Annotated in this window: 13 protein-coding genes; 11 read left to right on the top strand and 2 right to left on the bottom strand. The window is 36.0% G+C overall.

What is annotated here, in order from left to right; translation table 11 throughout:
• Position 1 precedes the first annotated feature (1 nt).
• Complete coding sequence (locus tag NEH75_RS02610) at positions 2-877, bottom strand: AAA family ATPase (RefSeq protein WP_055304386.1); 876 nt, start codon at positions 875-877, stop codon at positions 2-4.
• Positions 878-1,051: 174 nt separating this feature from the next.
• On the opposite strand from NEH75_RS02610, the gene NEH75_RS02615 reads away from it, so the two are divergent.
• Genes NEH75_RS02615 through NEH75_RS02630 form a run of 4 tightly spaced genes read left to right on the top strand, consistent with a single transcriptional unit; the run spans position 1,052 to position 5,975 of the window.
• Complete coding sequence (locus tag NEH75_RS02615) at positions 1,052-2,398, top strand: efflux RND transporter periplasmic adaptor subunit (RefSeq protein WP_055304384.1); 1,347 nt, start codon at positions 1,052-1,054, stop codon at positions 2,396-2,398.
• A gap of 15 nt (positions 2,399-2,413) precedes the next feature.
• Positions 2,414-3,106, top strand: a complete 693-nt coding sequence (locus NEH75_RS02620) for an ABC transporter ATP-binding protein (RefSeq protein WP_262948493.1) — start codon at positions 2,414-2,416, stop codon at positions 3,104-3,106.
• Positions 3,103-4,731, top strand: coding sequence for a hypothetical protein (locus NEH75_RS02625; protein ID WP_055304380.1), 1,629 nt, complete (start codon positions 3,103-3,105; stop codon positions 4,729-4,731). Before NEH75_RS02620 ends, NEH75_RS02625 begins: the two co-directional genes overlap by 4 nt.
• A gap of 2 nt (positions 4,732-4,733) precedes the next feature.
• Complete coding sequence (locus NEH75_RS02630) at positions 4,734-5,975, top strand: ABC transporter permease (RefSeq protein WP_055304378.1); 1,242 nt, start codon at positions 4,734-4,736, stop codon at positions 5,973-5,975.
• A gap of 918 nt (positions 5,976-6,893) precedes the next feature.
• On the opposite strand, the gene NEH75_RS02635 is transcribed toward NEH75_RS02630, so the two are convergent.
• Complete coding sequence (locus NEH75_RS02635) at positions 6,894-7,640, bottom strand: hydrolase (protein WP_055274919.1); 747 nt, start codon at positions 7,638-7,640, stop codon at positions 6,894-6,896.
• 424 nt (positions 7,641-8,064) lie between these two features.
• Here NEH75_RS02635 and NEH75_RS02640 point away from each other — a divergent pair, with 424 nt between their 5' ends.
• The 7 genes from NEH75_RS02640 (at position 8,065) to NEH75_RS02670 (ending at position 13,985) form a co-directional block, all read left to right on the top strand.
• Complete coding sequence (locus NEH75_RS02640) at positions 8,065-8,970, top strand: magnesium transporter CorA family protein (RefSeq protein WP_055241527.1); 906 nt, start codon at positions 8,065-8,067, stop codon at positions 8,968-8,970.
• A gap of 49 nt (positions 8,971-9,019) precedes the next feature.
• Positions 9,020-10,393: an aldehyde dehydrogenase gene (locus NEH75_RS02645; protein WP_262941018.1), complete on the top strand. Its 1,374-nt coding sequence runs from the start codon at positions 9,020-9,022 to the stop codon at positions 10,391-10,393.
• A 43-nt stretch (positions 10,394-10,436) separates the two neighbouring features.
• Entirely contained in the window at positions 10,437-10,799 is a 363-nt protein-coding gene (locus tag NEH75_RS02650; protein WP_262941017.1) for a YccF domain-containing protein, read from the top strand.
• Positions 10,800-10,886: 87 nt separating this feature from the next.
• Complete coding sequence (locus NEH75_RS02655; protein ID WP_055241519.1) at positions 10,887-11,591, top strand: restriction endonuclease; 705 nt, start codon at positions 10,887-10,889, stop codon at positions 11,589-11,591.
• 167 nt (positions 11,592-11,758) lie between these two features.
• Complete coding sequence (locus NEH75_RS02660) at positions 11,759-11,887, top strand: hypothetical protein (protein WP_262941015.1); 129 nt, start codon at positions 11,759-11,761, stop codon at positions 11,885-11,887.
• 55 nt (positions 11,888-11,942) lie between these two features.
• Positions 11,943-12,899 carry a UV DNA damage repair endonuclease UvsE gene (uvsE, locus tag NEH75_RS02665; RefSeq protein WP_055304374.1) on the top strand — a complete coding sequence of 319 codons (957 nt, stop codon included), beginning with the start codon at positions 11,943-11,945 and terminating at the stop codon, positions 12,897-12,899.
• 99 nt (positions 12,900-12,998) lie between these two features.
• Positions 12,999-13,985 carry a serine hydrolase domain-containing protein gene (locus NEH75_RS02670; protein ID WP_055304372.1) on the top strand — a complete coding sequence of 329 codons (987 nt, stop codon included), beginning with the start codon at positions 12,999-13,001 and terminating at the stop codon, positions 13,983-13,985.
• Positions 13,986-14,092: the final 107 nt, after the last annotated feature.

Here is a 14,092-nt window from a genome sequence, read left to right on the forward strand (position 1 = left end):
GTTATAAGACCCCCTCAAATTCTAATCGATTCATTAATTCAAAAAAGGCATCATATCTCGTTTTTCCGATTCCGAATTCTTCAGCTGATTGGGCATGGATTGTCGATTGTTCTCTTGTGATAATCTGCCATGATTCACTCGGAATATTATTGATGATATAGGGATGATGACTACTTAAAATCAGTTGAAGATCTTCACGTGCGACTATTTGTTCGAGTAAAGGTCCCATACAGTTTAACCCGAGTCCATTTTCAAATTCATCAATCAAGAGTAAAGATCCAGATTCGCTTAAAATCACTTCAGTTAAATAATAAAAAGTTTTAAGCATTCCATCTGATAGAGTTTCGATGCTTAACCATTCACCACTTTTTTCTTTGAAGAAAAGGTGAAGAGCAGATTGAGGGGTACATTGGACTTGAATATCTTCAATCGAATCAAAGATAAGTTGAAAAATTGAGAGAATCTCTTCTTTTTGCTCGTTACTTGCAAGGATAAACCGTTTGGTGAATGAATTCGTTTGTCTGATTTGATTGATAGGTTTCATCAAGTTAATAGAAGGAAGTTGGGTGATTAAATCTGAGGGAGCATCTAATAATGCTTCATTGCACCAAAGTCGAATGATAACCGGATGATGATCTTCTATATAAACGAAGTAATGATAGTGTTGATGGTTTAACTCAAAGCGTAATTCATACTCTCCATCTTCAAGGTCGGATGAAGATTGCCCCATTAAAAGTTTAAAAAGGCTATCGATATAGGTCAAAACTTGACTTTTTCCAGAACCTGAGACTCCGACTAATAACGTGAGCGGATGAAATGATGAAAGATTAACACAAAGTCCCGTTGCACTACTCGCACGCAATGACTCCAATCGCACAGTGATCGCCCCCATTTTATTTTTACTTAGTATAAGATATGAAAAAATGAGTTAAAGTGTGAATTGCCCGTATTTCTTAAGATTTTCTTAATAAAGAGGTAAACGACAAAAAAAAACAAAAATCTACAAATTTGTATGTTATAATTAAGGAAAAAAATCAGGAGGCATCGAGGAATGGGAAAAAAAAATAAAGTAAAAATCATGCTTATAACTCTGGTTGTTGTTGTAATTGGAGTTGCAGGATTTTTTATGTGGAAGAGTGGACCGTCTAATAATGGATTAATCGCCTATGTGGATTCGGTTTCAACGATTACAGATCTTGGGAGTGGAACTGGATTAAATAATCGATATAGTGGGGTAGTAGAGCCACAGGAAACGATTGAAATTAATCGTAATCAAGAGCGACAAGTCAAGGAATTGTTTGTGAAAATCGGTGATAAAGTTGAGGAAGGTACAGAACTTTTTGCTTATGATACAGATGAAATAAGTTTAAGTTTAAGTCAAGCCGAATTAGAGTTAGAGCGCTTGGGGGCATCTATTATAAGTTTAAATGAGCAAATTAAATTATTAAACTCACAAAAAGCTTCAGCACCCGAAGATCAAAAATTAGACTATACGTCACAGATTTTAAATACTGAAAATGACTTAAAACGCGCAGAGTATGATAAAAAAAGTAAAGAAGTTGAAGTTGCGCAATTAAAAGCTTCACTAGAAAATTCAGTCGTGAAAAGTACCGTTTCAGGAGTGGTGAAATCAATTAGTGAAAATGGATATGATATGTATGGTCAGAATGAAGCATATATTACGTTATTATCAACGAAAGATTATCGAATTAAGGGAAAAGTGAGTGAGCAAAATATTTGGCAATTACAAGCTGAGCAACCGGTTATTATTCGTTCGCGTGTGGATGAAACACAAACATGGAGTGGTATGATTACGCATGTCGATTTAGAAAATACAAAGTCTAACAACAATAATAATTACTATGATAGTAATGGTGAGAGTGGAAGCACTTATCCGTTTTACATTGAGCTTGACTCAGCGAGCGGTTTAATTTTAGGACAACATGTTTATATTGAATTAGACAATGGACAAGATGAGGTGAAAGAAGGCGTTTGGTTATATGACTATTATCTTGTCCATGAAGAAGATGGAGATTATGTTTGGGTTGCCACAGAAAATGATAAATTAGAAAAACGTAAAGTTACACTGGGTGAGCTAGATGAAGAATGGATGCGATATGAAATTTTAGATGGTTTAACAGTAGATGATTACATTGCTTTTCCAGATGACCGTTTAAGTGAAGGAATGTCTTGTGAGCGAATGCTAGGATCAGGAGGATATTTATCAATGGAGGAGTCAGATTTCAAAGAAGGATTTGAAGGAGATTTTAAAGAAGAATTCAATGAAGAAGTTGAAGGGGAGTTCGATGAAGGTATTGAATCTGAGGTCATAGAAGAAACTGAGAGTACAACCATTTCACCGTCTTCAACGACAAGTCAAAGTGCCAGTAAACAATAGGGGGGAGGCTGAGCAATGATTTTACAGTTAGAAAATATTAATAAACACTATTTACAAGATAAACTTGAAGTCCCTGTCCTAAAAAATATTACGTTTGAAGTGGAAGCGGGAGAATATGTCGCCATCATGGGACCTTCAGGATCAGGAAAGTCAACCTTAATGAATATATTAGGTTGCTTAGACCTCCCTTCATCAGGAAGTTATCATCTTAATGGATTAGATGTTTCAAAATTAAATGATGTACAGTTATCAGATTTAAGATTAAAAGAAATTGGATTTGTTTTTCAAAGCTTTCAATTGTTATCACGCCAAAGTGCGCTTGAGAATGTAGAGTTACCATTGACTTACGCTGGTGTTTCAAAACAGGAACGTCGTCAACGAGCGACGTTGGCTTTAGAGCGTGTTGGATTAGGTGAACGATTACACTTTAAACCGACTCAGCTTTCAGGGGGACAAAAACAACGTGTTGCGATTGCAAGGGCGATGGTAAATAATCCAAGCATTTTACTAGCGGATGAACCGACAGGTGCATTGGATAGCAAGTCTGGTGCGCAAATTATGTCACTTTTTAAGAAGCTAAATGAAGAAGGCGTCACAATTGTAATGATTACTCACGATCGTGCAATTGCAGACCAAGCTCATCGAAAGATAGAAATTTTAGATGGAGAGATTGTTTATCATCCAGAGAGAGGGGGCGTGGATCGATGAAAAAAGCACCTTTAATAATTGGCGCTTCGTTGCTTTCATTTGGTTTGATTGGTGGAGGAGTTTATGCTTATCAGCAACTAAGTAGCGGCTCAGCGATTGAGGTACAACCTGTTGCGTACATTAGTACGTCATGGTGGGGCGACGTGAATGAATCAGATGGTTATGTTACATCGGATATGACACAAGAGGTCATGCTTCAAGATCGCAAGGTAATCAAAGAGGTACTGGTTCAAGAAGGACAACAAGTATCGATTAACGATCCATTGTTAGTTTATGATAGTACGTTAGTTGAGTTGGAACTTGAAATGCAGCGACTAACTATCGAAAGTTTAAAAGTAAACATTGATTCAGCTAAACGTCAGTTACAAAAATTAAATTCAACTCAACCGATTGCAAAAAGTGAAGGAAACCCAGTGACCACAATGCCCGTGTCATTAACAAGAACACGAACAACAGAAGGAGAACAAGAAGAAGTTTTAACCTATGCCACAGCGTTAACACCTCTTGAGGATGGAACTTATTCTTTAGAAGTTAAAGCTTCAGCCAAGTTAAATGTGTCATTCTTATATCGTTTAAAGGGGTTAGATGAAGTGGGACAAACTCAAATTTCACAACCGATTCAGTTAAGTTTGACTCTTTTATCGGATGATGGATCACAACCAATGATTAAAGTATTAGATGGATCAAGCTTAGAAATTCCAGCAGAGTTTATTGAAATAACAGTTAGTGACTATTTTAAAGAAAGTATACCTGATGAACCTGAACAAAACCAACCAGATCATGAGGAGAAGCCTGATCAAAAACCAGAAGAAGAACCAGAACAGCCGATATATCCAGATCAGGAGCCTGAAGAGGAACCTGATATCTCACCAGATCTCCCTGATTTACCACAAGAAGGGTATACTAAAGAGGAGTTAGCACAATTAATTCAGGAAAAAAAGACAGAGATTCAAACATTAGAACTTGATTATAAAGAGGCACTTCTAAAAGAAGAGAAGATTAAAAAAGAAATTGAAAATTTAACGGTTCGTAGTAGTGTTAACGGAGTGGTCAAAAAAGTTGGCGATCCAAGTGTCGGTTCGATTGAAGGATCAGCATTTATTGTTGTTAGTAGTGATAGTGGCCTTTATTTAAAAGGAACGTTAACAGAATACCAATTAAATGAGGTGGAACCTGGACAAATGGTAGAGGTGATGTCATGGGATACAGGAAATAGTTATATTGCTTCTATCACAGAGATATATCCATACCCAGTCGATGATCCGTATTCGTATGGGAATCAAAATGTTTCTAAGTATCCTTTTGTCGCTTATATTGAAGATGCCACCGATTTAAAAAATAATATGTCTGTTTCGGTTCGAGTTCAAGAAAACGTTGAAAATTCAAATGCTTTATATTTAGACATGGCTTACATTGGTGATGAAAATGGACGCAAGTTTGTCTATAAAGTTGATGAAGACTTCCGTCTGAAAAAGGAATACATTCAAACAGGGAAAGTCATTTATGGTTCGTATATGGAGATTCTTTCAGGTGTTAATGAAGATGATCAAGTGGCCTTCCCATATACTAAAAATATTAAAGATGGTGTCAAAGCTAAAGAGATGACAAATATGTGGGGGTACTAGATATGATAGAAAATATTCAACTATCGTTAAAAGGAATCTGGTCCCATAAAATGCGTTCATTTTTAACTATGCTCGGGATTATTATTGGGATTGCTGCGATTATCGCTATTGTCTCAACGATTAAGGGAACGAATGAACAAATTAAGCAAAATTTAATTGGATCAGGAAATAATGTAGTAAATGTAAAATTAAGCCAAGATGGTTATGAAGTCGATGCAGGACAAGTGCCTTATGGAACTCCTGTGATGACGAGTGATATTTTAGAGGAAGTTAAAGCGATTGAAAATGTAGAAAATGCTTCGTTCTATGTGAGTCGAAGCTATGCTGATAGTATTTATTATCAAAATACGGTATTAGATGGGGCATCAGTGAAAGGAATTGATGAGCATTATTTCCAAACGACAGGATATTTGATTAAACAGGGACGTTCATTTATTCCATCAGATTATGAAGAGTTTCGTAAGGTCGTTATTTTAGATCAAAATGCGGCAACAAGTATCTTCCAAGGAACTGATGCCATTGGAAAAACAATTGAGATTATGGGGGAACCATTTATTGTTGTTGGTGTTGTTTCACTACCAAGTAGCTTCTCACCTGTGATTCATTCGATTGAAGATTATTATATGTATCATCAAGATAACGGTGGAGCCCTTTATATTCCAAATGCTGCTTGGCCAATCGTTTATAGTTATGATGAGCCGCAACATTTAGTTGTTAAGGCAACTGATACGGATGCGATGGGACAAGTCGGGCGAGAAAGTGCAGATTTATTAAATATGTATTTAGGAGACAATAATGTACAATATAAAGCAACCGATGTTTTAGAACAGGCTAAACAATTACAAGAATTAAGTGCCGCAACGAATCAACAGTTGATTTGGATTGCAAGTATTTCTTTACTTGTTGGTGGAATTGGTGTGATGAATATTATGCTCGTTTCTGTTACAGAACGTACGAGTGAAATTGGATTGAAAAAAGCCATTGGAGCCCGAAAAAGTGTGATTCTCACACAGTTTTTAACTGAAGCCGCAGTATTAACAAGTTTAGGTGGTGTCATTGGGGTATTAGTCGGTGTTGGACTGGCTCAAGTCATTTCTCGAATTTCTCAAACGCCAGTGGCCATTAGTGTACCGGCTATCGTTTTATCAGTCATCTTTTCAATGATTATCGGAATTGTCTTTGGATTATTACCATCCATTAAAGCAGCAAACTTAAATCCAATTGATGCCTTACGCTATGAATAGTTAGTTCTAAAAGGTACTCAAACATTTATTTATTAGAATAAATTCATTCATACTAAAACGCTAAAAAGCCTTAGAGAAACGAGCTGAATGGCTCTGTTTTCTAAGGCTTTTTAGTTATTTATCTTTTCTTTTTACCTAGCTTTATTTTTTTCAGTGCTTCTGTTTTAGTTCTTCTTTTATCGTTAGTCATCAATTAAAAGGAGAAGTGAAATAAGATAGTTTGGTCATACAGTGCGTTATCAGTACAACAACTAGCTGTTATTGAAGATAATCTAACGTTTCATGAGTAGGAAATGGAGTTAGAAGAAGATGACGGCAGGGATACAGAAATCCTCTTTTAAGTATAGCTTAACTTATTGTTTAAAGTTTTGGATATGAGTTCTATATATAAACAGAAATGTTTTCTACATTTAATACAGCAACCGAAATATGGAATAGCTATGCCGTGCAAGGCAGACTATAGTCCAGCTAAAAGTTTTTACGATGTAAAAAACTTATCTGGACTTATATATATAAATAGATAAGTAGTCTACCTCTCAAGTAGCAAATAAAAAATACTGATCTGTTTTACCAATCAAGGCAGACTATTGTTCAGGGGTTCCCTGGCATTTTTGAGAAAATGTATCCTCCACTGCTAGGGTATGGGTTCCCTGGCATTTTTGGAGAGAATGTATCTACCTCTAGTATGGCTTAAAAGTTTTTATCATCTGAAAAACTGATTTGGATTTATATAGACTAGAGCCACAGTTGGTATATAATCTTGATTAAAAGAATTTTGTCTTTTCTTATATTTAAAGATAGTGAGAGGCGTGAAACGTTACTAATAAAATGATTGTTTTTTATGAGCTAGACAGGAAAATGAAAAACCACCATCTAATATGGTGGTTTAGTTGAACGCCCTGTTTAAGGGAGTTTTATTTATTCGGTTAAAGCTAACTCTTCTTCGTGAATTTTATCAATGGGTTCATCTTGTTGAACGCTATTTTCAATTTCACGGTAATGATCCATCTTTACACGAAATAATTCTCCATTTGTTGGGGGGGTATAGGTAATAGCATTTGCTCCCGCTGCAATGGTTTCAAGAATTGATTCATCGGTTGGTCCGCCAGTTGCGATAATCGGAATGGTTGGGTATTGTTGGCGAATTTTACGCACAATGCTAGCTGTTTTAGAACCACCACTGACATTTAAGATATCAGCTCCAGCATCAATACGAGATTGAACATCTGTATGTTCAGAAACAACTGTCACGACGACAGGAATATCAATCGTTTCCTTAACGTATTCAATGGTTTCACGAGGTGTGGGTGCATTTAAAACGACGGCAATAGCACCTTGGAATTCGGCATGTAAGGCAATGTTTGCTGAACGCGTTCCATGTGTTAGTCCTCCACCAACACCACAAATAACAGGAATGTCTGAAACGGACATGATCGCTTGAGTAATCGTTGGTTGTGGAGTGAATGGATAGACGGCAATGACCGCGTCTGCATTTGTATTTTTAATAATTGCTACGTCTGTTGTAAAGATAAATGATTTTAATCGTTTACCAAAGATACGGATTCCACTTGCATTTCGAATCACATCTGGGACACGAACGAAATTTTTACGCAAGTTACTCGTTACCTCAGGTACAAGTTTTTCGGGAATATTTACTTTATTCAAACTGTCACATCCTTTCGTAATGTCCATAATTACAATATATTCATTATATCGAAATTGTCTGAAAAAGTTAATAATATCCGATTTTTATTTTATAATTCTCATAGGAATTTCTCGAAATTTACGCTTTTTATAAAAATTTCGCACTCGTTTCCATTATATTTGTCGACAGGTGAAAAAACTTACGTCTGAAGGTGGTCAATTCTAATGATTAGTAGTATACTTGAAAAGGAAAAGAATCCTGTTATATTTCTTTAAAGGGTGCAAAGACTAAGTTTAATACTAGTTTTTGTTCTTTTACTATGTTTATGAGACAGTTGGAGGTGACATCAAGTGGAAGATTCCATTCCCATACGGACAATTAAATTAATCACATGGATGTCACCAAGTGTCGATGACATCGTGTGAGACTATAAGAGGTGATTCGATGAGAAGTGAAGTGAATTTCATTAATTCACTAACAAGTGGCGGGTTTGAGTGGGTTAACTTAATTAATCCCACCCATCAAGAAGTAGAAACATTATGTAAAGCACATGACTTAGAGTATGAAACAGTTATTACAGCACTTGATGAAGAAGAGCGTTCACGTGTTCAAATTGAAGATAACTTTACGATGATTATCGTCGACGTTCCTGTCTCATTTGAGTCTGATACGTATTACTCAACTGTCCCACTTGGGATTGTTAAAACAGATCGCATGCTTTTAACATTATGTACACAAGAGTTAAATGTATTTAGCAAACGCTTAAAAGTCACAACAACAAGTATCAATGCACATATTTATCAAATTTTATATACGATCTCGATTCAATACTTAGGTTATTTACGTGTTATTGAACGTAAGAGTAGCCAAGTTGAGCGTGCCTTACGTCACTCACCACAAAATGAAGATTTAATCGAAATGTTGGACTTACAAAAAAGTTTAGTTTACATGTCTTCATCCCTTCGTTCAAACCAAATTGTATTAGAACGTTTAGTCAAGCTTGAAAAAAATGATACACCGGAAGCTGAAATGTTAGAAGATGTTATCATTGAAAATAAACAGGCGATTGACATGTCAAAAATTTATGGAAACATCTTAAGTAGCAACTTAAATGTCTTTGAAACAATTATTTCAAATAACTTGAATATGGTCATGAAATTTTTAACGGTCGTCTCAGTGATTATTGCGGTTCCAACCGTCGTTTCAAGTTTCTGGGGAATGAATGTTCCCGTCCCATTCCAAGAGAATAAATACGGCTTTTTAATTGTTTCTATTATTTCAGTTATTATTACGATCTTAGCCGGTCTTTACATTAATCGTAAAGAAAACCGACGTTATAAAAATAAATAGAAGAGCCCATCTGCCTTGCAGAGGTTTTTTTCTTTCTTGAGGTGATCACATGAACTTAAATGAACAATTACAACGACAAAAATCTTATTTACATCACCACGGACCCATCTCAATTCAACAACGACTGAAGGCATTAATGCAATTAAAGCAAGCAATTAAGCAGTACGAAACAGAGTTAGAAGAGGCACTGAAAAAAGATTTAGGAAAGTCTTCTTTTGAAGCTTACACCTCAGAGATTGGTTTCATTTATTCGTCCATTGATTATACGATAAAGCATTTAAAGAAATGGGCACGTCCTCGTCGTGTGAAGAGCGATATAGCCCAATTAATCGGAACATCTTCTGTTTATCCATCCGCCTACGGCGTCGTTTTAATTATTGGACCTTTTAATTATCCCGTTCAACTTTTATTAGAACCATTAGTAGGAGCCATTGCAGGTGGAAATGGCGCCATTTTAAAACCTTCAGAGCTTACCCCAACCGTTGAAAAAGTATTAGTTTCATTAATAGAAACAGCCTTTAGTAATGAGTATGTTTCTATTGTAACTGGTGGAGTTGAGATTAATCAGGAACTGCTTGATTTACCATTTGATTATATTTTCTTTACCGGGAGTGTACGAGTTGGTAAAATTGTCATGCAAAAAGCGAGTCAACATTTAACTCCAATCACACTCGAACTGGGAGGAAAGTCTCCGGTGATTATTGATGAGACAGCGAATTTGAAGCGGGCAGCTAAGCGTTTAGCTTGGGGAAAATTTATGAATAACGGTCAGACGTGTGTGGCGCCAGATTATGTCCTTGTTCATCATCAAATCTATGAAGCTTTTTTAGAGGAACTGATTCAAGTGTTGATGAGATTTTATGGTGAGAATCCATATTTAAGTGAGGACTATGGTCACATCGTAACCGTCCAGCATACGAAGCGCTTAGCTCAGCTCATTGAAGAGAACCGCGAAAAGATCATTATTGGAGGTGAGGTAAGACTTGATGAGAGATATGTGTCTCCAACCGTTTTTAAACACGTTTCTCTAGATGATTCTTTAATGGAAGAAGAGTTATTTGGACCTTTATTACCGACGATGAGTTATCGAACGCTTGATGAGATTGATCAGTGTCTAGCTTTGCATCCTAAGCCTCTTGCTTTTTATGTTTTTTCTGAAAATCAGACCTTTGCGAATCATTTGATTCAACGTTATGCCTTTGGAGGGGGATGTATTAATGATGTTGTAACACAGGTAGCATCTAATTATTTACCTTTTGGTGGAGTGGGCCCATCTGGTATGGGGCGTTATCATGGAAAATCAAGTTTTGAGACGTTTACGTATGAAAAAGCGATTGTTAAACGTTCAACGAAGGTTTCTGTTCCACTCGTATTTCCACCTTATCAGAATCGTTTACGATGGATCAAAAAAATCATGAAGTAAGTGATCATCATTTGGCATATTATTTAATAAAGGAGGAGAAAATATGTCGTGTCTAGGAAATTTAATTTGGATGATTTTTGGAGGATTTATTAATGCTCTCATCTGGTGCTTTTTTGGAGCGCTATGGTGTTTGACCATTATTGGGATTCCAGTTGGACTTCAATGTTTTAAACTAGCTAAGTTACAATTTGCACCGTTTGGAAAGGAAGTTGTAACGGTGAATACATCGGGTGGAACTTTTGTTTTAAATATTGTTTGGCTTTTATTTGGTGGTTTAGAATTAGCACTGGTTAATTTAGTTAGTGCGATTTTTCTAACAGTGACAATTGTTGGTATTCCGTTTGCGCGACAAGCGCTAAAATTAGCGATGTTATCCTTAATGCCATTTGGAAAAGAAGTGTTGTAAACGTCTCATATTGGGGCGTTTTTTTATTTTTTTGGTAATTTTTGTTTAAAAATACGGTTCTTTTCTCATACTAAAGTAGGTGATATAATGGAAAAAAGAGTCGTTTATATAGCTTATTTGATTATTGCATTTGTCATTTTTAACTTTTTTTATGGGTTTACCGATTGGGTTGCCTCTTGGCAGATGTGGGATTGGTATCTCATTATTTTACTGTTAACCATTGTGAGTTTACTCATCATTAAATATAAACAAAACCAACGGAAATTAGCGGTGGAGCAGTATGCAAAAGAGAATGATCGACGACGGATTCAGCTAAGTCAGTTGTTACTGTTTGAACAGTTAGATAAATTGAATGATGAACTCTTCCATGAGTTATTACAGCGTTTTTTTGAGCTTCAAGGATATGAAGAGCTTGAAGTCAGCTCGAATCCAATAACATGTGGTTACGATTTTATGATGTGGAATCAGGGACAAAAAATTATAGTAAAATATTTTAAACGCGTTCCGATGATTGAAAACTTATACACGGATCCTGAAGGATTAGATTTTGCTCTTGGCGAGCTAGTGACTTTAAAAGAAATTCGTGAGTTTTATGGAAGTATGAAAGATTATGACATTCAGGCAGATATAGCTATCGCTTTAAGTACGAGTGATTTTGAAGAAGAGGCGTTATTGTTTGCAAGTCGAAATGGTATCAAGTTGATGAATGGTCATGAATTTTATGAGGCACTTAATGGACTAAAGGAGGAAAAGACAACCATTTCTCCTTCACCACAAGTTTCAGTGTCTTGATTTGCTCCTTTGATGAACTGTTTCATACACTATATAAGAAGCAGTGCTTTTGGACATCAAAAAAAATTTGATTTCTGTCGTCATTTTTTGTGAAAGGAATTAAATGATGTTAATGGTAATGCAGCCAATAAATCTTGTAGTCGAACAAAGTAAAGGATGGTGATTAGATGTTTTGGAGTGGTTTTGTAGTTGGAAGTGCGGTGACCTTTATTGAGTTAACTATCTATAGCTGTTTAGTGGTTGCTTCGCGTGCTGATCAACAAATGGAAGAGGAACTTAACCAGGAAAATAAATAGTTTTAATACCCTTGGATAAACTAACAGTAAATTAAAGAATCCGAGGGTGTTTTTTATGAGAGTTCGATTTGGTTATGTTGCGATTGCGATGCGTTTAGATAAAGTTACAAGTTCATCTCCTGTGACATATAAGAAGTATTCATCTATTGAGTCTGAAAGGGAACGTTTAAGTTTACTTAAACGAGTGACTCAATCGAATCTAATTGATTTAATAAAAATTTTAAAGTATAACATTGAAAATGACATTCATTTTTATCGCCTCACGTCAAAACTCATTCCACTTGCCACCCATCAAGATGTGGTATGGAATTATTCAAAAGTGATTCAGACCGAATGTCACGAAGTAGCTAAGTTAATCAAACAGTCTAATATGCGAGTCGATGCGCACCCCGATCAGTTTAATGTCTTAAATAGTGTCAATGAATCGGTTATCGAGTCTTCGATTCGTACACTTGAGCATCAATTAGATTTATTTGATTTATTTGACATGGAGCATGGAAAGCTAGTCCTTCATGTGGGAGGAAAAGCGGGTGGAAAAGAGGCGGCACTAGAACGATTTATACATACCTTTGAGCGGCTACCCTCACGTCTTCAACGGGCACTTATTTTAGAAAATGATGATAAGACCTATTCGGCTTCAGATGTTTTAGGTCTTTGTCAACGACTGCATATACCAATGGTATTAGATATTCATCATCATCGTTGCTATAATGAAGGAGAATCATTAGAATCAATGGTAGAATCTATTTTTAAGACGTGGGAAGCCGATTATTGGCCACCTAAAATTCATGTGTCAAGTCCGAAGGAGTTTGAGACTGATCGTCGTCATGCTGATTTTATTGAAGTAGACGATATCCTACGATTTTTAGATTTAATTAAACCGTTAAATCAAGATATTGATGTTATGATTGAAGCCAAGCAAAAAGATTTAGCTCTCCACCGATTAGTTCATGAGATTAAACAAGCACGGCCAAAGTGGCAGTGGCTTGATCATACGACCATTGAAATTTAATAAACCACATAAAAAACAGATTGCTTATTCATGAAGTAGTCTGTTTTTTAATACAGTTTAATAAAGAGATTGAATAGAACTAAAGGAGCGAATAAATAGATGAGAAACTTAGTTAAAGAAGATTTTAAAGGGGTTATTTCAATTGAGGAGCATGGAAAATGGGTTTTTAAACAAGCGTATGGAGAGGCTGATCTTGCCAATCAACGCCTCAATCGATTAGAAACAAAATTTCCTATGGCATCAGGAAGCAAAGTATTTATTGCAGTGGCCATTTTACAACTTATTGAGGGGAAGTTTATTTCTTTTGATAGCACACTTGGCCAACTCTTACCCTTTGATTGGCATCATATTGATAAAAATATTACGGTTCGTCAATTATTGACACATACGTCAGGATTACCTGATTATTTTGATGAGTCGCTTTGTACGGACTATGCGAAGTTATGGGAGAATTATCCGAATTACCGAATTCGAACGTCTCAAGATTTACTTCCCTTATTTCTTCATAAACGCATGGCATTTCCGAAGGGGCAAAAGTTTCAGTACAATAATGCCGGGTATGTAGTCTTAGGGTTAATCATTGAAGCTGTCACTAAATTACCGTTTGATCGTTATTTAGAAAAAATCATTTTTACTCCTTGTGAAATGGAGGATACTGGCTATTATGAGCTTGATCGATTACCACTTCACTGTGCAACGGGTTATTGTCTAGATGAAGAGACACAAACTTATTACAGCAATATTTATAGCCTTGATGTGAAAGGAAGCGGAGCAGGAGGAGCCTATACAACAGCAAAAGATATGGATCGCTTTTGGACGTGTTTGATGAAAGGAAGATTAATTTCTCAACCGATGGTGAATGAAATGTTATCTCCTCAAGTGAAGGAAGATTGGTATGGTTACGGGGTATGGCTTAAATCGTTAGATGATGGTCACTATCTTCCGTTTATACAAGGGAGTGATCCAGGAATTAGTTTTATTAGTTCTTATGATCGACAGAAGTGTCGAACTATGACAATGATGAGTAATTTTGCTCAAGATGTTTGGACCTTACACGGGAATTTTTATAAGGCTTTAAACAACTAAGTCTTATTTTAATCAGACGTTGGAATTTAGGATAGAACTAATGTTTGAACTCATGCGTTGTCCCTTTATTTTACGACAAACATTCGGTATAATAATAAAGTTAAGAA

The sequence above is a fragment of the Turicibacter sp. T129 genome, assembly GCF_025594975.1.
Taxonomy (GTDB): domain Bacteria; phylum Bacillota_I; class Bacilli_A; order MOL361; family Turicibacteraceae; genus Turicibacter; species Turicibacter bilis.